The following is a 20,554-nucleotide window of genomic DNA, read 5'->3' as shown; positions in this document are numbered from 1 at the left end:
AACGAAGCATGCGGCGCAGGTCTTTTCACTGGCCGGCCTGCGCCGCAGGCGCACTTCCGCTGCCCGTGCCGGCCGGGCCGTCGTCAAGTCCAAGGTAGTCATCCACCGCACTGCCAACGGTCGGATGGAAATTCTTGTCGCCAATCGCTTCCATCAGCTCGAAGCGCTTGAGCTTGTCACGCACCGGATCCTTCATCTCGGCGAAATGCAGCGCGATGCCGCGCTCGCGCAGGATGTGGCTCAGTTCGCGCAGCATGTCGGCCGAGGTGACATCGACACTGGTCACCGGTTCTGCCGCCACCACGACCCTGCGCACGGGTGTCGGCGATGCATCGATCGCTTCCATCAGCCGCTCCTGGAACAGTTCGGCATTGGCGAAGAACAGCGGCGCATCCCAGCGGAACAGCACCAGGCCGTCGATGCGCTGCGCATGCGGGTAGCGTTGCATGTCGTGGTAGCCGCGCAGCCCTTCGACGCGGCCGAGCACGGCATAGTGCGGCCGCCAGCCGTCCCACAGGAACTCAATAACGGCGATGACCACGGCCAGCATGATCCCCGGGATGGCCCCGAACACCGCCACCGCGGCAAAGCACACCATGGATAGCCAGAACTCCCACTGCTGGATCCGGTAGATGCGCTTCAGGTCATTCACCTCGAACAGGCCGATGGCCGCCGCGATCACCACCGCGGCCAGCGCGCTGTTTGGCAGGTACTGCAGCAGGTTGGGCGCGAACATCAGCAGCGCCGCCACGGCCAGCGCACCCACCACGCCGGTAAGCTGGGTCTTCGCGCCCGCGGCTTCGGCCACCGGCGTACGGGACGAGCTGCTGCTGATCGGAAAGCCCTGGAAGAAGCCCGCGGCCAGGTTGGCGGCGCCCAGCCCGACCATCTCCTGGTTCGGGTCGACGCGGGTGTTGGTGCGTGCGGCAAAGGTGCGCGACAGCACGCTGGTATCCGCGAACGAGATCAGCGCAACGGCACACCCGCCCAGCAGGATCTTCAGCAGGTCCGCATCGCTCACCCAGGGCACGACAAAGGCCGGCAAGCCTTGCGGGATCTGGCCCAGCACCTTCACGCCGGACTGGTCCAGGTGGAGCACGCTGACGACCAGCGTGGCAATGATCACCGCGATCAGGATGCCGGGAATGCGCTCGAAGCGCTTCAGGAACAGGATCAGCACCAGGCTGCCCGCGCCGACCGCAAGGCTGTACCAGTTGGTCTCGCCGGCCAGGATGGCCCGGCCGAGGCTGATCATCTCCCGCAGCGGGCCGGCGTCTTCGATCGAGATGGCGAACAGCTTGGGCAACTGGCTGACCAGCACCGCGAGCGCGATCCCGTTCATATAGCCGTAGCGGATCGGCTTGGACAGCAACTCGGTAATGAACCCCAGCCGCAACAGCCCCATCACGATGCAGACCACGCCCGAGACGATTGCCATCATGCTGGCCACCATGATGGCGCGCGCAGGATCGCCGCCGGAGACCTGCAGCACCACAGCCAGGATCGGCGCGGCCAGGGCCGAATCCGGCCCCAGCACAAGGATCCGGCTCGGGCCGAACACGGCATACACCAGCAGCGGGATAATGGTGGCGTAGAGTCCGTAGACACCGGGCACGCCGGAGGCCTCCGCGTAGGCGATGCCTACCGGCACCAGCATGGTGGTCAGCACCAGCCCGCCGGCGAGGTCGCTCGGCAGCCAGCCCGGCTGGTATGACTTCAGCATCAGGATCCCGGGGAGCCAGCGCAACCACCCGGGTGCCTTGTCGGCTTCGCGCTCCGCGGCGGGGGTCAGGTTCTGAGGCTCCATGGGGGCATCTCCTTGGCATACATCGACTATAGAGGGTGCCGCCCCGCGGGATCAAAGAAAGAAGTGGCCCAGTCTGCCCTGGAACGCCCTGGTCGGGGTGCCGCGAAGCAGCTCGGATGCTGCAATGCAATGCTGCCTGCTTGGCGCACCGCGCTCCCGCCCTGGCTACCGGGGGAGAACCGCCCGGGTCATTCGCTTGTGACAATCCCACCAATGGGACATAAGATGGTCTGGCAAGCCAGCCTGTAGTCCGACAGGGTTCCCGCGCCCAGCGGAATGCCTTTGCACCGGGGAGAGACATGATGCCGATTTCGACAAGATGCCTGGCAACCGGCCTGCTGGCCCTGGCGTGGGCCTCGCCTGCCCTGGCGCAGCCCGCACCGGCAGACGGTGCCGCCGGCGCCATATCGGAAGCGGTGCAAGGCGGGGCCAGTCCCTATCGCCCCCCGTCAGCCGCCTCGCCCGATCCTGAAGAGGCCGCGCGCGCCAAGTGCGAAGCCCTGAAGGAGCAATACAACGCCACCTCCAAGAAGCGCTCCTACCAGTCATCCGGCCCTGCCACCCAGACCGCGCAGGGCCGCACCATCCCCAAGATCGAACGCGACAAGACGCGCAAGCAACTGCAGCAGGCGTACCGGGACAACTGCACGTAGCCGGGAATCCGTCTGCACGGCGTGGTGGAGGTGGCGGACGGTTCGCTGCGGGATGCGAATCGGAGCCTGCGCCTGCCAGCCAGCGTCAGCCCTTCAGTTCAATCAGCAAATCCTTCGCCGCCACGCGATCCCCCTGCTGAACATGGACTGCGGCGATCTCGCAGTCCCGCTCCGCCGCGATATGGGTCTCCATCTTCATCGCCTCCAGCGCCAGCAGCGTCGTGCCCGCGGCCACGCGCTGCCCCGGCTGCACCGCCACCGTCACGATCGAGCCAGGCATGGGCGCGGCGACATGCAGCGGGTTGTCGGGCTCGGCAACCGGACGGCTGTGGCGCTTCGCCGCCGCTTGCGTGGTGCTGCGCTGCTCGACCAGCGCGGTGCGCGACTGCCCGTTCAGCTCGAACTGGACCTTGATCAGACCCTCTTCGGCATCGGGGTGCGTGCCTTGCAGCGAGACCAGCAAGGTCTTGCCGGCGGCGATGTCGATGGCCACTTCCTCCTGCGGCTGCAGGCCGTACAGGTATGCCGGCGTGGGTACCACCGAGGTATCGCTGTAGTTGCGCACATGCGCGTGGTACTCGCCGGCCTGCTTCGGGTACATCAGGTACGAAGCCAGCTGGCGGTCATCGAGCGGCTGTTCGCACGCTGCTTCGCCCGCGGCGCGCGCCGCCTCGAGGTCGACCGGCGGGATCTGGTCGCCGGGCCGGTACGGCGCGGGCGGCTCGCCGCGCAGCACCTTGCGCGACAGTTCCGCGGGGAAGCCGTCGGGCGGAAAACCCAGTTCGCCCTTGAACAGCGACACCACCGATTCAGGGAAGGCGGTTTCCTTGGCCGGATCGCACACGTCGGCGGCGCTCAGGTCGTTGGCCACCATCATCAATGCCAGGTCGCCGACCACCTTGGACGTCGGCGTCACCTTGACGATGTCGCCGAACATCTGGTTGACCTCGGCATAGGCACGCGACACCTCGGTCCAGCGATGCTCGATGCCGAGCGAGCGCGCCTGCTCGCGCAGGTTGGTGTACTGGCCGCCGGGCATCTCGTGGCGGTACACGTCGGCGGTGCCGGCGCGGATTTCGGATTCGAACGGCGCGTAGTAGCGGCGCACCCCTTCCCAGTACATCGACGCTTCGTGCAGGCGCTCCAGGCTGAGGCCGGGATCGCGCTCGCTGCCGGCCAGGGCCGCGGCGATGCTCGACAGGTTGGGTTGCGAGGTCAGCCCGCTCATGGCGTCGAGCGCGCCGTCGACCGCATCGCAGCCGGCCTCGATCGCGGCCAGTGCCGAAGCGGCCGAGATGCCGCTGGTGTCGTGGGTATGGAAATGCACCGGCAGCCCGGTCTCTTCCTTGAGCGCCCTGACCAGTGCCGCCGCGGCCTGCGGACGGCAGATGCCTGCCATGTCCTTGATGCCCAGCACATGCACGCCGGCCTGCTTCAGCTCGCGCGCGATGCCGACGTAGTACTTCAGGTCGTACTTGGCGCGCGACTTGTCGAACAGGTCGCCGGTATAGCAGATCGCGCCTTCGCACAGCGCGCCGCTGTCGCCGACGGCATCGATCGCGACCCGCATGTTGCGCACCCAGTTCAGTGAATCGAACACGCGGAACACATCCACGCCGGCACTGGCCGCCTGGCGCACGAAGAAGCGCACCACGTTGTCCGCATAATTGGTGTAGCCGACCGCGTTGGAGCCGCGCAGCAGCATCTGGAACAGCACGTTGGGCACGCGCTCGCGCAGTTGCTCAAGGCGCTGCCACGGGTCTTCCTTGAGGAAGCGCAGCGCCACGTCGAAGGTGGCGCCGCCCCAGCACTCCAGCGAGAACAGCTGCGACAGTTCGCGCGCATAGAACGGCGCGATCGGCAGCATGTCGGCGGTACGCATGCGCGTGGCGAACAGCGACTGGTGCGCGTCGCGCATGGTGGTGTCGGTCAGCAGCACCTGCTTCTGCTCCAGCATCCAGCGCGAGAACTTCTCCGCGCCCAGCTCGCGCAGCCGGTCGCGCGTACCGTAGGGCAGCGCACCGCTGGTGTCGAAGGCAGGCAGGACCGGTGTGGGCAGCGGCAGCGATGGCAGCGTGCGGCCGCTCATCTCCGGATGCCCGTTGACGCTGACCTCGCCCAGGTAACGCAGCAGCTTGGTGGCGCGGTCCAGGCGCCTGGTGAACGCCAGCAGTTCCGGCGTCAGGTCAATAAAGCGCGTGGTGACATCGCCGGACCGGAACGCGGGATGGTTGATGACGTTCTCGAGGAACTGCAGGTTGGACGCGACGCCGCGGATGCGGAACTCGCGCAGCGCACGGTCCATGCGCCGGATCGATTCGGGCGCGGTCGGCGCCCAGGTGGTGACCTTGACCAGCAGCGAATCGTAGTACGGCGTGATCACCGCGCCGCCGTAGGCGGTGCCGGCGTCCAGGCGCACGCCGAAGCCGGCCGCGCTGCGGTAGGCGGTGAGGCGGCCATAATCCGGCAGGAACCCGTTCTCCGGGTCCTCGGTGGTGATCCGGCACTGCAGCGCGTGACCGTTGAGCGAAATCGCTTCCTGCACCGGCACGCCCGCTGCGCGCACGACGATCTCGCCGTTCTCATTGCGCGTGTTCTCGGTCATGCCGATATGGCCGCCTTCGGTCACGCGGATCTGCGCCTTGACGATATCGATCCCGGTGACCATCTCCGTGACCGTGTGCTCGACCTGGATGCGCGGATTGACTTCGATGAAGTAGAACTGGCCGGAGTCGGCATCCATCAGGAATTCGACCGTACCGGCATGCGTGTAGCCGACCGCGCGCATCAGCCGCAGGGCCGATTCGCACAGCGCGGCCCGGCCGGCATCGTCGAGGTACGGCGCGGGCGCGCGCTCCACCACCTTCTGGTTGCGCCGCTGCACGGTACAGTCGCGCTCATAGAGATGCACCAGGTTGCCGTGCGTGTCGCCGAGCACCTGCACTTCGACATGGCGCGCGTTGCGCACCAGCTTTTCGACATACACCTCGTCGTTGCCGAACGCGGCCAGCGCCTCGCGCCGCGCCGCGGCGAGCGCCCCCTCAAGGTCCTGCTCGCTTTCCAGGACCCGCATGCCGCGTCCGCCGCCGCCCCAGCTTGCCTTGAGCATCAGCGGATAGCCGACGCCGGCGGCCAGGCGCTTGCACGTTTCCAGGTCATGCGGCAGCGGATCGGTTGCCGGCATCACCGGCACGCCCGCCTCGATCGCCGCGTTGCGCGCCGCCACCTTGTTGCCAAGCTTGCGCATGACCTCGGGCGACGGGCCGATCCAGCGGATTCCCGCGTCGATCACGGCCTGCGCGAAGTCAGGGTTTTCCGAAAGGAAGCCATAGCCCGGATGAATGGCGTCGACCTTCGCCTGCCTGGCAATGCGCAGGATGTCGTCGATGTCGAGGTAAGCCGCCAGCGGCTTTTTGCCCTCGCCGACCAGGTAGCTCTCATCGGACTTGAAGCGATGCAGCGCGAGGCGGTCTTCCTTCGAATAAATCGCCACCGTGCGCACATTCATCTCGGCGGCGGCGCGCATCACGCGGATCGCGATCTCGGAACGGTTGGCAATCAGCAGGGAACGGATAGGGGCGTAGTCCATGGGGCGCAGGGAAATGAACCAGCCGTGCGCAACCGCCACGGCAGGCTCAGGTGATCAGGGATGCAGCACGGGCGCGAGGCTTGCCCGGGCCGCTAGTCGTAATGGGCAAATGGGGCGTGCGAGTCCATCCAGTCATAGTGCGCCGATGCAGCGGCCCATGCCCAGTTGGCTCGCTTTGGCGACGGCTGGTCCCGATCGCCATGCTCGCTTCGATTCTGGCCGGCAAGCGGCTGATCGCCATCTCCGGCAAGCTCGCGGCTGTGCGCGCGGGCTCCGTTTCTTCCGTAGTACATCGTGGTGCCTTCCTCTTCAAGACCAGGTTCGCCTGCCCACGAGCAGCGCGATGGCCTGGGCGACGGCAGATTTGCAGGCACGATGAAATACGCGCCCATCCCGGCCTGCAGCCGCAAGAAGCGGGCCACGGCCGATTCAGGCACCATCCCTTTGATTTAGTGGAGGATTTTCTTCCGAGGCCAGCCTATCGGATTTCAGAAATGAAATTTTTCATTTCATCGATGCCGCGGCCGATGCGCGATGCAGCACCTGTGCCGCGCGGCAACCGAGAGCGCCGGCGTGGGCAACGTGGCCAGGCTGACGACCCTCACCCGGCCACGAATGCCAGGCCTTCAGCAGGCCGCGGGCTGGGGCGAGGCCAGTGCGCAGTATGCGGGGGCGCCGGCCTTGGCCATGCGGGCGCAGTACGCGGGATCCTCCGCCTTGGCCATGCGTGCGCAGTACGCCGGTTCCTCCGTCCTGGCGATGCGGGCGCAGTACGCGGCCTCGTCGGCTGCTGCCCGGGCGCAATATGCGGCAGACGTCAGCGGGTTGCCGAATTCGCGCATGCTCAGCGCATCGCTCGCCGCGGCCATTTGCAGGAGGCGGGCCTCATCCTCCGGACCGTCGATGCCAACGTAGGGGTCGTGGTGAAGGACATAGCCGAAGATGCGCTCGCAATCGCTGCCATAGCGCCTGGTATCCAGGATGTGGGCATGCCAGAAGGCATCCACCTGCTCGCTGGGGACGGCGGGCGTGTCCGGATGCTTCGCCGCCAGCTTGAGGAATTGCCGGTAGCCGCTCTCCGCCTGCTCCAGCGATTCCGGGGTCCAATGCACATGCTTCTGGTGCAGCAGCTTGGCCTTCATCCTGGAAAAGTCGAGGGCGTCGATGGCCTGCCACATGGTTTCAACATTACGGACCTGCATGATTCATGCTCCCATTTTTATTTGACTGCCTTTTATTGGACTTGCATAAGCGCGCCGGATTGCCGGCAGTCAGGCGCGCAGCGGTTGCGGCCCGTGCTCGATAGCGGGGCCGTTCTCCATGCGGCTGGCGAGGAAGGCAGTGATCTTCGCCGGCGGCAGCGGATGGCTGAAGTAGTAGCCCTGCACCTCGTCGCAGCCTTCGCGGCGCAGGAATTCGAGTTGCGCCTCGTTCTCCACGCCTTCGGCTACCACTTCCAGGCCGAGCCGGTGGCCGAGCCCGATCACCGCGCTGGTAATCTGCGTGTCGCTGCGGCTTTCCGGTACGTAGCGGACGAAGCTACGATCGATCTTGACCGTATCGATCGGGAAGCGGCTCAGGTAGGCAAGCGAGGAATAGCCGGTGCCGAAGTCGTCGATCGCCAGTCGAACGCCGGTGCGCTTCAGGCGCGAGAGCCAGCTGGAAGCCTGTTCAGCATCGCGCATGATCATGCTTTCGGTGAGTTCCAGCTCCAGCAGGTTGCCGGGCAGCGCCGCTTGCCGCAGGGCATCGATAATGGTCAGCCTGAGCGACTTGTCGGCGAACTGCCGTGCCGAAAGATTGACTGAAACACGCACCGGCGGCAGCCCCTGCGCGCGCCATGCGGCATTCTGCCGGCACGCTTCGCGCAGCGCCCAGGCGCCGATCTCGACAATGGCGCCGCTCTGCTCCGCGAACGGAATGAAATCCCCGGGCATGACCAGGCCCAGTTCCGGGTGGCGCCAGCGGATCAGTGCCTCGACCGCCGTGCACGCTCCCGACGCGAGCGCAATGCGCGGCTGGTAGTAGAGGATGAATTCGTTCTGCTCGAGCGCGCGGTGCAGGTGCGATTCCATGTCGATGCGCCGCTGCAGGGACGCGCTCATGCCCCGGCAGTAGAACTGGTAGCCGTTCTTGCCGAGCTGCTTGGCACCGTACATGGCCAGGTCGGCATGCTTGAGCAGGGTCTGCCAGTCGCTGCCGTCCTCGGGGAAGGAGCTGATGCCGATGCTTGCCGTCATGCGCAGCTCCGACTCGTTGACGACGAAGCCTGGCGCGAGCGCAGCCTGGATCCTGGCGATGGTCCGCTCCAGGAGCGTCGAATCGCCCTTGGGGTACAGCAGCACGACGAACTCATCGCCGCCGAAGCGGGTGATCAGCTCCACCTCCTCCAGACTCCCGCGCAACCGGTCGGCCATCTCGCGCAGCACGATGTCGCCGGCATTGTGGCCGATCGTGTCGTTCACGACCTTGAACTCGTCCAGGTCCACGAAAATGACATGCAGGGCCTGGCCGCTGGCGCGAGCACGGGTCAGCGCCTGCTCGAACTCGGCCTTGAACATGAGGCGGTTGGGCAGGCCGGTGAGGGCATCGTGATTGGCGAGGAAGCGCAGGTTCTCCTCGGCCTGGCGCCGCAGCAGGAAGTGCCCGGTCTGATTGGCAATGCCGCCCGCCATCGCGAGCGCATGCGTATCGGGGCTGCGCTTGCTGCGGGAATAGAGTTCGACCACGCCGAGCTTCACGTGGCCCCTGCTCAGCGGGAAGGCGAATACCGTCCGGATCCCGCCCGCGTCGAGCCACCTGGCTTGCGGATGCCGGGCCATCGCGCTCCGGCTTGCATACCATTGCGGCGCCGGCAAGACCGCAGCGCCGGCCGGCCCTGCGGGACGCTCGGCGAGCCAGGGCTGCAGCGCCTTGACGCGGACCAGGTAGACCGGCGGCAGCTTCAGCCCCTGGCTGTCATCGCCCGGCCAGAAGGCACCGGCCTCCCAGTCCATGCCTTCGAGCAGCGTGTGGACAATCTCCTCCAGCACCTCGGTCTCGCTGGTGGCGGTGGCCAGGTGCAGGGCAATCTGGTGTTCCTGCATCCTGGCCTGCTCGGCGGACTTGCGCTGGCTGATGTCCTGCGCCGTGCCCCGCAGCACGGCGCTATCCGCGGCCCCATGCGCGTGGCCGATCAGGTGCAGCCAGCCCCGGCGTCCGCGCCGCGACCGGTAGGGGCACTCGAACTCGAACGGCTGGCGATCCTGCAGGGCTGCCCGCATCCTTTCCCGCAGCACGGCGCGATGGCCGACGTCGATCGCCTGGAACAGCGCTTCCGGAGTCGGCTTGTCGCCGCGCAAGCCCAGCAGGCGCGCCATTTCCCGGGAAAAATGCGCGATGTCCTTGTCCAGGTCGATGCGCCAGTCGCCCAGGCGGGCAATCTGCTGCGCCTCGGCCAGCGCGGCCTGGCTGTCGCGCAGGCTGTGCGTCACCTGGTCGGCCACGGCCACGGCGCGCGCCCGCGAACTCGACAGGGCATAGGCCAGCCACCCCAGCAGCACGCTGATGATCAGGCCGGAAATCACCACCAGCGCCGGCAGGTAGCGCTGGGGACCACTGATGGCCTTGGCATCGGCAGCAAACGCGATCACCCAGCGCCGTCCACCGAAATTCCGCACCACGCTCGTGACCAGGTCATGCTGGCCCGCGCCCGGGGCCGCCTGGCCGTCCGCCAGTGCCGTCGCGCCATGCGCGGCACTGGCGTGGACGGCGCTGCCGCCAGCGCCCCGGCTGTGCTTCCCGGCCGCCAGGCCGGTCAGGCTGTCATAGAGCAGGTTGGCGGCGGAGGAAGGGACCGGCGCCTCCGCGAAGTCTCCGGCGTCATGCACGCGGAACCGGATCCGGCGCAGGTTCTCATTGCTGACCAGGTCCTTCAGCAGGTCATCCACCCGGATCCCCGCGCCAACCGAGCCGACATAGGCACGTCGGCGCGCTTCCACGGAATCCAGGTCGGGCACCTTGCGGTACACCGGCAGGCGCAGGGCGATACCCACATGCGGGTTCTTTGCCTCGCTGAAGATCAGGCGCCCGCTGCTGACTGACTGCCCGGTATCGCGCGCGCGCTCAAGCGCGGCCAGGCGGCGTGGCTCGGCGCCCATGTCGATGCCGATCGACGCCAGGTTGATGTCGAGCGGTTCGACATAGGTCAGCACGAAATGCCCTGGCCGCCGGCCGGGGGGCCGGACGTTGAACGTCACGCCCGCCTCGCGCAGGATCGGATCGCTGCGCTGCCGGGCAACAAAGGCGTCAATCTCGGCCGCCGGCACGTACGGCGCGTAGTTCAGCGTCTGGAAACCGGGATAGCGCTGCGGCAGGTTCAAGCCGCTGACGAAATCGCGAAACTCGCCGCGCGAGACATGGTCGCTGGCGCCGAACAGCGCCTGCATGGTCACCAGTACATCGGTATAGAGGCGGATCCGTGTATCGATCTGCTGGATCACGTCGCCGGTATCGTTCTCAAAACGCAGGCGGACGTCCCTTTCGAGCAGGTCGGTGCAGAACGCATAGACGACAGCCGTCGTCATCACGCCAAGCAGCAAGGTGCCCGCGGTGATGGTGCGCGACCCAAGGCGTCCAAGCGGGCGCAGCACGCGCGCAAGCGTCTGGCGCAAGATTGTTTCCCCCCGGATGTCGATGGCAGCCATGCGGCTGAGCGGCCGTCACCAACGACTGATGCTAACAGTGCACTTATTGGCTGGGGTTCGATTCGAAACCCAGCCTCTTATATGTCTTAACAATTTATAACAAGCGGGGAAAAACGGGCCCTGATTATCGTGGCGTAAACACCCAACTTAAGTGGGGTGGCAGTTTAGGGGGGGACAGTGGCTTGGCAGAAGCTAGCCGCAAGCGAAAATACTGACTCCGTTCGCGAGGTATCCAGGCACGCGCTGGCCGTGGGCTCCGAATTCAGATCAATGGCTTTAACGGGAGCATCTGCAGAAACTGGCGCTCTTTCGTCGCCAGATCGCGATATGGACTTCGAGGGTTGGCGCCGCCCTACGCAACGGCACGGGCAGCAGAGATGTGGCGGGTGTCTGTTCGGACAACGAGACCCGCAAAAAACAAAACCCCGGAAGACCGCGATCTTCCGGGGTTCGCCGCCATTGCTGGCGGAGACGGAGGGATTCGAACCCTCGATCCAGGTTTTGGCCCGGATGCTCCCTTAGCAGGGGAGTGCCTTCGACCTCTCGGCCACGTCTCCCAAACTTGCGTTGTGCGAGGGAGCCACACAACGAAGCGCGTATTCTAGCGGCGCCGCACGTGTTGGTCAACGAAAAATCGATCACTCAACACAAAAATCGCGGTCCCGCCAGAAGTGTTCACGAACGGATCACGCCTGTTCCAGTTCGAAGGCCTTGTGCAGCGCGCGCACGGCCAGTTCCATGTACTTCTCGTCGATCAGCACCGAGATCTTGATTTCCGAGGTGGAGATCATCTGGATGTTGATGCCCTCTTCCGACAGGGTGCGGAACATCTTGCTGGCGATGCCCACGTGCGAGCGCATGCCCACGCCCACCACCGACACCTTCGACACCTTCGGGTCGCCCGACACGCTGGCGGCGCCGATATGCGACTTCACGCCGTCGTTCAGGATAGCCAGTGCGCGCTGGTACTCGCCGCGCGGCACGGTGAAGGTGAAGTCGGTCTTGCCGTCGACGGACTGGTTCTGGATGATCATGTCGACGTCGATGTTGGCGTCGGCGACCGGGCCCAGGATCTGGTAGGCGATGCCCGGCTTGTCCGGCACGCCCAGAACGGTGATCTTGGCTTCGTCACGGGCAAAGGCGATGCCGGAGATGACGGCTGCTTCCATGGTGGAGTCTTCCTCAAAAGTGATCAGCGTGCCCGAGTGCATTTCCTGCTCGAGCGGCATAAGCGGGTCGGTCAGCGACGACAGCACGCGGGTCTTCACGCGGTACTTGCCGGCGAACTCCACGGAGCGGATCTGCAGCACCTTGGAGCCGAGGCTGGCCATTTCCAGCATTTCTTCGAAGGTGATCTGGTCCAGGCGGCGGGCGTCTTCGACCACGCGCGGATCGGTGGTGTAGACGCCGTCCACGTCGGTGTAGATCAGGCACTCGTCGGCCTCGATGGCGGCGGCGATGGCCACGGCCGAGGTGTCCGAGCCGCCACGGCCCAGCGTGGTGATGTTGCCGTCGTCGTCGATGCCCTGGAAGCCGGTGATCACGACCACGCGGCCGGCGTCGAGGTCGGCCAGGATGCGCTCGTCGTCGATCGATTCGATACGGGCCTTGGTATAGGCCGAGTCGGTCTTCACCGGCACTTGCCAGCCGGTGTAGCTGACCGCATCGATGTCTTCGCCGTGCAGCGCGATGGCCAGCAGTGCCACGCTGGCCTGTTCGCCGGTCGAGGCGAGCATGTCCAGTTCACGCGGATTGGGCTGCGGCGAAATTTCCTTGGCGAGTCCCAGCAGGCGATTGGTCTCGCCCGACATGGCCGAAGGCACCACGACTACGCGGTGACCGGCGCGGTGCCACTTGGCCACGCGCTTGGCGACATTCTTGATGCGTTCCGAGGAACCCATCGAAGTGCCGCCGTATTTGTGAACGATGAGAGCCATCTTCTTGTCGACGCCAGCGATTGTGCAAAGCCTTTGAAAATACACGAACAAGCCCCGTCAGGCAAGGCGGGAGCGGAGTTCGGGCTGCAGTTTGGAAGTGATGCCGGCGGCGATCCAGGGGCTTCAGTGCGGCGGCATCGCCACTGCCGGCGGCCGCGGATGCCATTCGACGCGCCAGCGCGGCGCCGCCGCAGCGTCCGGCCAGCGGCGGTGCATGCCCAGGCCGGCGGCGAGCACCAGCGTATCGCCAGACCACAGCAGCGGCAGCCAGGCGCGGCGCCAGGCCGGGATGCCGGCTTCCTGGCAGGCTTGCTTCAGGGCCCGGGCCGGGCCGCCCGGGCGCAGCACGATACGCTCGCCGCCGCTGCGGGCGGCCAGGCACAAGGGCTGGCGCAGCACCGCTTCGGGCACGCCGAAGGTGTCATCGCGGAAGAAATGGAGTTCGCCGCGCCAGGCGGGCACGACGATGCGGGCCTCGCCGCGCCAGTCCAGCGTCACGGGTGCCGGCGCAGCGATCGGTGGCGGCGTGCAGGCCAGCACGCGGTCGCGGAAGCGGCGCAGGACCAGCCCCTCATGCGCGATTGCGGGTTCGCCGCCAGCGTGGGTGACCAGTTGCTCGCGCATCGCCGCCAGCCGGGCGGTGGACGGCGCGCGCACGCCGAGGTCGCGCAGCCAGAAGCGCAGCACGGCATCGGCATGTGCCATGGGCAAGGCGCGCAGCCCTGCCAGATCAAGTTCGGAAAGCGTGTCGGCATCGCGGCCGGGGCGTGCCAGCGCCGCCAGCGAGGCGGCAGCCAGTTCGTCGATCAGTGCGCCGGCCTGGGCGAAATGCGCGGCCGCCTGCACCACGTTGGCCGACAACGCCGGAAAGGCCGCCACCAGCGCCGGCAGGTGCGCGCGCAACGCATTGCGCGCATAGCGGTCATCGGCATTGGACGGGTCGTCGACCCATTGCAGCGCGTTGGCCGCGCAATAGGCCTCGATCTCGGCGCGGGCCACATCCAGCCAGGGGCGCAGCAGCGTCACGCCGCTGCGGTCGTCCAGCGGGCGCAGCGCTGGCATGCCAGCCATGCCGGCCACGCCGGTGCCGCGGAACAGCCGCAGCAACACGGTTTCGACCTGGTCGTCCTGGTGGTGGGCAAACAGCAGCAGGCGCGCGCCGCTGTCGACGCACATCGCCGCCAGCGCGGCATAGCGCGCGCGGCGCGCGGCCGCTTCCACGCCCTCGCCCGCTTCGGGCTGCACCGACACCCGCCGCACGAAATAGCCGACCTGCCACTGCGCGCACAGCGCGGCGCAGAAGCGGTCCCAGTCGTCGGCATCCGCCTGCAGGCCGTGGTGGACATGCAGCGCCACCACGCGCGCGCCAACGCCCCACTCCGCCGCGGCCGCGCGGGCGGCATGCAGCAGCGCGACCGAATCACGACCGCCCGACAGGGCCACCGCGATCGTCGCCGCGCCCGTGCCGCCGCCAGAAACAACAAAGGCCGCACCGGCCTGGAGGGCCTGTGCGACCTTGTCGGTCAGCCGGGCGGACGGGTCAGTCCTGGGTGCCGGTTTCCTTGAACTTGCCATAGGCGAGCAGGCGCTCATAGCGGCGAGCCTGCAGCTCCTTCACGCTCATGCCCTGGAACTGGCGCAGCGACTCGGCCAGCGAGCGCTTGAGCATCGCCGCCATGCCCTTGTAGTCACGGTGCGCGCCGCCCAGCGGCTCGCTCACGATCTTGTCGATCAGGCCCAGCGCCTTCAGGCGGTGCGCGGTCAGGCCCAGCGCCTCGGCGGCTTCCGGTGCCTTCTCGGCGGTCTTCCACAGGATCGAGGCGCAGCCTTCCGGCGAGATCACCGCGTAGGTGGCGAACTGCAGCATCTGTACCACGTCGCCCACGGCAATCGCCAGCGCGCCGCCCGAACCGCCTTCACCGATGATGGTGGCGATCAGGGGCACCTTCAGGCCGGCCATCACGTACAGGTTATGGCCGATGGCCTCGGACTGGCCGCGCTCTTCGGCGTCGATGCCGGGGAATGCGCCCGGGGTGTCGACGAAGGTGAAGATCGGCAGGCCGAACTTGTCGGCCAGCTCCATCAGGCGCTTGGCCTTGCGGTAGCCTTCGGGCTTGGGCATGCCGAAATTGCGCATGGCGCGCTCTTTCGTGTCACGGCCCTTCTGGTGGCCGATGACCATGCACGCCTGGCCGTTGAAGCGCGCCAGGCCGCCGATGATCGAAAGATCGTCAGCAAAGGTGCGGTCGCCGTGCAGCTCGTGGAAATCGGTAAAGATCTCGCGCACGTAGTCCAGCGTATAGGGACGCTGGGGGTGGCGGGCGATTTGCGCAACCTGCCATGGGGTCAGGTTGGCGTAGATGTCTTTGGTCAGCTGCTGGCTTTTGCCAGCCAGCCGCGAAATCTCTTCGGAAATATCAACAGCCGAATCGTCCTGCACAAAGCGCAGTTCTTCGATCTTTGCCTCGAGTTCGGCAATGGGCTGCTCAAAATCCAGGAAGGTGGTTTTCATAAAATCACACGTACCTGTCTGTGAAGGGGCGCATTCTACCGGAATTTGGTCGCTATCTTAGCGCCTGCCAGATAGCCCGGACTGCACCTGCCACAAAATTTTCTTGCTGCGATGACTAATACGTCACTGGCAACGGGTCAAGACTGCGCCACATATACCACGTGGCCACGGTTCGCCACGGCTCCCAGTTGGCCGCGACTTCGCGCGCCTCGCTGCGGGTGACGGGTTCGCCGCTGAAATAGTTGGCGGAGATCGCGTTGATCAGGCCGATATCGTCCAGCGGCAGCACGTTGGGCCGCATCAGGTTGAACATCAGGAACATCTCGGCGGTCCAGCGGCCGATGCCGCGGATCTGCGTCAGCTCCGCGATCACCGCTTCATCGTCCATCTGCGCCCATTCGGCGACATGCACCGTACCCGCCTTGAAGTGGTCGGCCAGGTCGATCAGGTATTCCCCCTTGCGCTTGGACAGGCCGCAGCCTGCCAGCTTCTCGGGACCGGCGCGCAGGAACTGTGCCGGCGTCAGCTTGGGGCAGAGCGCATGCAGCCGCTCCCACACCGACTGCGCCGCCTTGACCGAGATCTGCTGGCCCACCACCGCGCGTGCCAGCGTGACGAACGGATCGCCGCGCGACACCAGGTGCGCCGGGCCGTAGGTGGGGATCATCTTGCGCAGGATGCGATCGCGCTTCATCAGGTCGGCGCAGGCCTCGTCCCAGTAGGCGGGGCGCACCGCGTCGATGACGGTTTCGACCGGCAGCGGCACCGCATCCGCCTCGGGCAGCACGGCCCTGGCGTTGCGCGTGCCTCTGGCCGTGTCCTTGCCATCAGGCAGCGGCGCCTCGCTGGCGCCAGCCTTGCCCGGGCGCGGACCGGCCGCCTTCGCCCGGCCCCTCGTAGCGGGAGGCGTGGCCGGCGGCGTGGCGGTGGCGGGCTTGCGCGCGGCAGCGTTCAAGCACGCCTCCACTCGGTGGCACCGCCAGGCTTGTCTTCCAGCACGATGCCCGCTTCCAGCAGCTGGGCGCGGATGCGGTCGGCCTCGGCAAAGTTGCGCTCGGCCTTGGCGGTCTTGCGCGCCGCGATCAGCTTCTCGATCTCGTCCGGCGACGGGCCGTCGTCGGACTTGCCACCCTGCAGGAAGGTGTGCGGGTCGCGCTCGAGCAGGCCCAGCGTGCCGGCCAGCCCCTTGAGCTGGCGCGCGGCCGCCGTCGAGCCGGTGCGGTTGATCTCGCTGGCGAGGTCGAACAGCACGGACATCGCGATCGACGTGTTGAAGTCGTCGCCCATGGCCTCGGCAAACCGTTTGGCGTGCGGCTCGTCCCAATCCACCGCGCAGCCGCCCGGCTGGCTGTCCTTGAGCGCCGTGTACAGGCGCGTCAGCGCGTGGCGCGCATCGTCCAGGTGCGCATCGCTGTAATTCAGCGGGCTGCGGTAGTGCGCGCGCAGGATGAAGAAGCGCACGACCTCGGCGTCGTACGACTTCAGGACCTCGCGGATGGTGAAGAAATTGCCAAGCGACTTGGACATTTTTTCGTCGTTGATGCGCACGAATCCGTTGTGCATCCACATATTGACGAAGGGCTTGCCGCTGGCGCCTTCAGACTGCGCAATCTCGTTCTCGTGGTGCGGGAACTGCAGGTCAGCCCCGCCGCCATGGATATCGAAATGCTCGCCCAGCAGCGCGCAGCTCATGGCGGAGCATTCAATGTGCCAGCCCGGGCGGCCGGCGCCCCACTTCGATTCCCACTTGCTCTCGGCCGGCTCGCTGGCCTTGGCGGATTTCCACAGCACGAAGTCCAGCGGGTCCTGCTTGGCATCGTTGGCGCTGACGCGCTCTCCGGCGCGCAGGTCTTCCAGCGACTTGCCGGAAAGCCTGCCGTAGCCGTCGAACTTGCGCACCGAATAGTTCACGTCGCCGTCGCTGGCCTGGTAGGCCAGGCCCTTGGCCTCCAGCTTGCCGATCATGTCCAGCATCTGCGGCACATAGTCGGTGGCGCGCGGCTCGTGGTCGGGACGGATCACGCCCAGCGCGGCGGCATCCTCGTGCATGTACTGGATAAAGCGCGTGGTCAGCTCGCCGATGGTCTCGCCGTTCTCGGCCGCGCGGCGGATGATCTTGTCGTCGATGTCGGTGATGTTCTGCACATACGTCACCTCGTAGCCGGCGGCACGCAGCCAGCGGTGCACCATGTCGAACACCACCATCACGCGAGCGTGGCCAACGTGGCAGTAGTCGTACACCGTCATGCCGCACACATACATGCGGACCTTGCCGGGTTCGATTGGCACGAATGGCTGTTTCTCACGCGCGAGCGTGTTGTAGATGTTCAGAAGCTGCATGAAACGAAGTGAGTGGTGAGAGGAGACTGCCGGGGTTCGCACAGCAGGCAGCGCGGGCCGTGGCGCCGGTTGCCCGGCGCCTGGCAGGCCGCCGGCGGCAACGCGGCCACTGGCGCAATTCCGTCGCGCCCCATATCTTACCGGAAGGCGGTGCGCTGGTTGCCCCCGGCACGGCGCTGCCAGGCCGCGCGAGATGCCGCGCCCGCTGCCCCGATGGCATCGCCCTTCGTGCCGGACTTGCCGCTTTGCTAGAATGCCGCGGAGTATAACGGACCTGTCCTCAATGAGCCTGCCGCTGCCCTCCCCGTCTTCTGCCATGTTCGCCGCCCCCGCGCGCCGACGCGGCCATCGCGCCGTACTGCCCCTGCTGGCCCTGGCCGCCGCGCTGGCGGCCCCTGCCTACGCGCAGAACGGCCCGTTGTCGCTGGCCGCGCCGACAGCGCCGGCCGGTGGCATCCAGTCGACCGACCCTGGCATGAGCGAGGCCCAGCAGGCCGCCAACGCGCGCCGCTACGACGAAGCCATCAAGGGCTTCGACCGCGTGCTGGCCGCCAACCCGCGCAATGCGCAGGCACGCTTCCAGCGCGCCTGGGCCCTGGCCCAGTCCGGCCGCGAGGACGCCGCCATCCAGGCCTTTGCCGAAATGGCGCAGGACTTCCCGGAACTGCCCGAGCCCCACAACAACCTGGCGCTGCTCTACGCCAAGCGCGGCGACCTGAAGCGCGCCGAGACCGAGTTGCTGCTGGCCACCGAAGTCAAGCCGGGCTTTGCCATTGGCTACACCAACCTCGGCGACGTCTACCGCCGCCTGGCCGAGCAGGCCTACACCGAAGCGCTGCGCCGCAATCCGGGCGATGCCCGCGCCAGCACCGGCCTGCGCCAGCTGAACCCTGATGCCGCGTCGCCGGCGGCGCCCGCCGGCACTGGCCGCAAGGCGACGCCGGCGCAGCGCCAGGCACCTGCCAGCGCCCCTGCGGCCAACTGACGGCCACCCATTCCAAGGTCCGGGCGCGGCGCGCCCGAACCATGTGCATCCAGACTTACCGGAGTTCCTTCATGATCCGTTCCCGTCGCATCGTCCTGGCCGGCCTGACCGCAGGCGCCCTGGCACTGTCCTCGTTCAGCGCGCTGGCGCAGCAAAAGGCCGCCGAGCGCGTCCAGTTCGTCACCAGTGCCGGCAAGTTCACCATCGAGCTTTACCCCGAGGCCGCGCCCAAAACCGTCGCGAACTTCCTGGAATATGTGAAGAGCGGCTTCTACAGTGGCACCATCTTCCATCGCGTGATCAATGGCTTCATGGTGCAGGGCGGCGGCTTTGACCGCGACATGAAGGAAAAGCCCACCCGTGCGCCGATTCCGCTGGAAGCCCGCGGCGGCCTGAAGAACAAGGCCGGCACGGTAGCCATGGCACGCACCAGCGACCCCAACTCGGCCACCGCGCAGTTCTTCGTCAATGTGGTGGATAATTCGAATCTCGACTACCCGCAGCCGGACGGCAACGGCTACGCAGTCTTCGGCAAGGTGGTGGAAGGCATGGAGACGATCGACAAGATCAAGAGCGTGCCGACCACGGCCTATGGCCCCATGCGCAATGTGCCGGCCGCGCCGATCGTGATCGAGTCGGCCACCGTCGTCAAATAACATTACCGAACAGAGGAAATCCCATGTCCAAGGTCCAGCTCCACACCAACCAGGGTGTCATCACCATTGAACTCGACGCCGAAAAGGCCCCGAAGTCGGTCGAGAACTTCCTGTCGTACGTGCGCAAGGGCCACTACGACAACACCATCTTCCACCGCGTGATCAAGAACTTCATGGTCCAGGGCGGCGGCTTCGAGCCCGGCATGAAGCAAAAGGGCACCGACGCCCCGATCGAGAACGAAGCCGGCAACGGCCTGAAGAATGACCGCTACACCGTGGCCATGGCTCGCACCAACGCCCCGCACTCGGCCACCGCGCAGTTCTTCATCAACGTGGTCGACAACGACTTCCTGAACTTCTCGTCGCCCACGCCGCAGGGCTTCGGCTATGCCGTGTTCGGCAAGGTGGTGGAAGGCACCGACGTGGTTGACCAGATCAAGGGCGTGCGCACCGGCAGCTCGGGCTTCCACCAGGACGTGCCGCTGGAAGACGTGGTGATCGAGAAGGCCGTCATCGTCGAGTAAGCCGATGCCTGCCGATTGCGGTTCCGTGCGCATCCACGTGCCGGCATTCCCCCTCCGACACCGCGCATGACCGCAATCCCCCACACGCCGGTGGCCGGTCCCTTCGAGGCACAGGCGCCGGCGTGGTTCATTTCAGACCTGCACCTGACGCCCGGCATGCCCCGCACGCTGGCGGCCTTCGAGCGCACGCTCGAGCGCGCCGCGCAGCACGCGCGCACGCTGTTCATCCTGGGCGACTTCTTTGAATTCTGGATCGGCGACGAAGAAACCGACTCGCCCTTCGCGCAGCGCGTGACCGGCGCCCTGCGCGCACTGGCCGCGCGCGGCGTGGCCGTGTACCTGATGCACGGCAACCGGGACTTCCTGCTGGGCAAGCGCTTCGCCAGCGCGGCCGGTGCCAGCCTGCTGCCCGACCCCACCGTGATCCACTGTGCCGGCCAGCGCGTGGTGCTGAGCCACGGCGACATGCTGTGCATCGACGACGAACGCTATAACCGCTTCCGCCGCTGGACCCGCAAGGGCTGGGTGCAGCGCGTGTTCCTGGCACTGCCGCTGAGCGCGCGTCTGTCGATCGCCCGCAAGCTGCGGGCAGACAGTGAAGGCAACCGCGCCAGGCAGTTGAGCGCAGGGGCGTCCGTGCCGGTGATTTATGGTGACGTGGCGCCCGCCGCCGCGGCCGAGTTGCTCGGTGCCGCCGGTGCGTCGCTGCTGGTGCATGGACACACGCACCGCCCGGCACGGCATGAAGAAGCCGCCGGCGTGCGCTGGGTGCTCACTGACTGGGACCTGGACGGCGCCCATCCGCGCGCCGCAGTGCTGCAACTGGATCGCGACGGCTTCCGCCTGTTGCCGCAGACGGACTGAGC

General features: G+C 66.8%; 15 protein-coding genes and 1 tRNA gene. 5 read left to right on the top strand and 11 right to left on the bottom strand.

Going from position 1 to position 20,554, the window contains the following annotated elements; all coding sequences use genetic code 11:
* Positions 1-25 precede the first annotated feature (25 nt).
* On the bottom strand, positions 26-1,807 hold the full coding sequence (locus RS901_RS12300) for a SulP family inorganic anion transporter (protein ID WP_316149033.1): 1,782 nt from the start codon (positions 1,805-1,807) through the stop codon (positions 26-28).
* 302 nt (positions 1,808-2,109) lie between these two features.
* On the opposite strand from RS901_RS12300, the gene RS901_RS12295 reads away from it, so the two are divergent.
* Positions 2,110-2,460: a hypothetical protein gene (locus tag RS901_RS12295; RefSeq protein WP_316153487.1), complete on the top strand. Its 351-nt coding sequence runs from the start codon at positions 2,110-2,112 to the stop codon at positions 2,458-2,460.
* An 85-nt stretch (positions 2,461-2,545) separates the two neighbouring features.
* Here the strand turns inward: RS901_RS12295 and RS901_RS12290 are convergent, their stop codons facing one another.
* From RS901_RS12290 to cysS, 10 genes are all read right to left on the bottom strand, one after another.
* Entirely contained in the window at positions 2,546-6,049 is a 3,504-nt protein-coding gene (locus RS901_RS12290) for a pyruvate carboxylase (protein WP_316153485.1), read from the bottom strand.
* Positions 6,050-6,141: 92 nt separating this feature from the next.
* Complete coding sequence (locus RS901_RS12285) at positions 6,142-6,471, bottom strand: hypothetical protein (protein ID WP_316149032.1); 330 nt, start codon at positions 6,469-6,471, stop codon at positions 6,142-6,144.
* Between the two features lie 204 nt (positions 6,472-6,675).
* Positions 6,676-7,251: a hypothetical protein gene (locus RS901_RS12280; protein ID WP_316149030.1), complete on the bottom strand. Its 576-nt coding sequence runs from the start codon at positions 7,249-7,251 to the stop codon at positions 6,676-6,678.
* Positions 7,252-7,320: 69 nt separating this feature from the next.
* The gene (locus RS901_RS12275; RefSeq protein ID WP_410054108.1) at positions 7,321-10,734 is read right to left on the bottom strand and encodes a bifunctional diguanylate cyclase/phosphodiesterase; all 3,414 of its coding nucleotides are present in this window, start codon (positions 10,732-10,734) and stop codon (positions 7,321-7,323) included.
* Positions 10,735-11,197: 463 nt separating this feature from the next.
* Positions 11,198-11,291: transfer RNA gene (locus tag RS901_RS12270), tRNA-Ser, on the bottom strand.
* Positions 11,292-11,420: 129 nt separating this feature from the next.
* Positions 11,421-12,671: an aspartate kinase gene (locus RS901_RS12265; RefSeq protein WP_316149028.1), complete on the bottom strand. Its 1,251-nt coding sequence runs from the start codon at positions 12,669-12,671 to the stop codon at positions 11,421-11,423.
* Between the two features lie 123 nt (positions 12,672-12,794).
* A complete protein-coding gene (gene tilS, locus RS901_RS12260) occupies positions 12,795-14,246 on the bottom strand; it encodes a tRNA lysidine(34) synthetase TilS (RefSeq protein ID WP_410054107.1) in 1,452 nt (483 codons plus the stop codon).
* Positions 14,212-15,183 carry an acetyl-CoA carboxylase carboxyltransferase subunit alpha gene (locus RS901_RS12255; RefSeq protein ID WP_010808961.1) on the bottom strand — a complete coding sequence of 324 codons (972 nt, stop codon included), beginning with the start codon at positions 15,181-15,183 and terminating at the stop codon, positions 14,212-14,214. Before RS901_RS12255 ends, tilS begins: the two co-directional genes overlap by 35 nt.
* A 115-nt stretch (positions 15,184-15,298) precedes the next feature.
* Positions 15,299-16,138, bottom strand: coding sequence for a DNA-3-methyladenine glycosylase (locus RS901_RS12250; RefSeq protein ID WP_316149027.1), 840 nt, complete (start codon positions 16,136-16,138; stop codon positions 15,299-15,301).
* On the bottom strand, positions 16,135-17,523 hold the full coding sequence (cysS, locus tag RS901_RS12245) for a cysteine--tRNA ligase (RefSeq protein WP_316149026.1): 1,389 nt from the start codon (positions 17,521-17,523) through the stop codon (positions 16,135-16,137). Before cysS ends, RS901_RS12250 begins: the two co-directional genes overlap by 4 nt.
* A 283-nt stretch (positions 17,524-17,806) precedes the next feature.
* Between cysS and RS901_RS12240 the strand changes: the two genes are divergently transcribed.
* From RS901_RS12240 to RS901_RS12225, 4 genes are all read left to right on the top strand, one after another.
* Positions 17,807-18,508 (top strand): tetratricopeptide repeat protein, encoded by a 702-nt coding sequence (locus RS901_RS12240; protein WP_316149025.1) that lies wholly within the window; start codon positions 17,807-17,809, stop codon positions 18,506-18,508.
* 71 nt (positions 18,509-18,579) lie between these two features.
* A complete protein-coding gene (locus tag RS901_RS12235; protein WP_316149024.1) occupies positions 18,580-19,164 on the top strand; it encodes a peptidylprolyl isomerase in 585 nt (194 codons plus the stop codon).
* Between the two features lie 23 nt (positions 19,165-19,187).
* Complete coding sequence (locus RS901_RS12230) at positions 19,188-19,688, top strand: peptidylprolyl isomerase (RefSeq protein ID WP_013956230.1); 501 nt, start codon at positions 19,188-19,190, stop codon at positions 19,686-19,688.
* A gap of 66 nt (positions 19,689-19,754) precedes the next feature.
* On the top strand, positions 19,755-20,552 hold the full coding sequence (locus tag RS901_RS12225; RefSeq protein WP_316149023.1) for a UDP-2,3-diacylglucosamine diphosphatase: 798 nt from the start codon (positions 19,755-19,757) through the stop codon (positions 20,550-20,552).
* Positions 20,553-20,554: the final 2 nt, after the last annotated feature.

Origin of the sequence: Cupriavidus sp. BIC8F (assembly GCF_032465815.1) — a bacterium.
Lineage (GTDB): Bacteria > Pseudomonadota > Gammaproteobacteria > Burkholderiales > Burkholderiaceae > Cupriavidus > Cupriavidus necator.
Note: the sequence above shows the minus strand (reverse complement) of the source record. Positions and strands in the feature narration are given on the sequence as shown.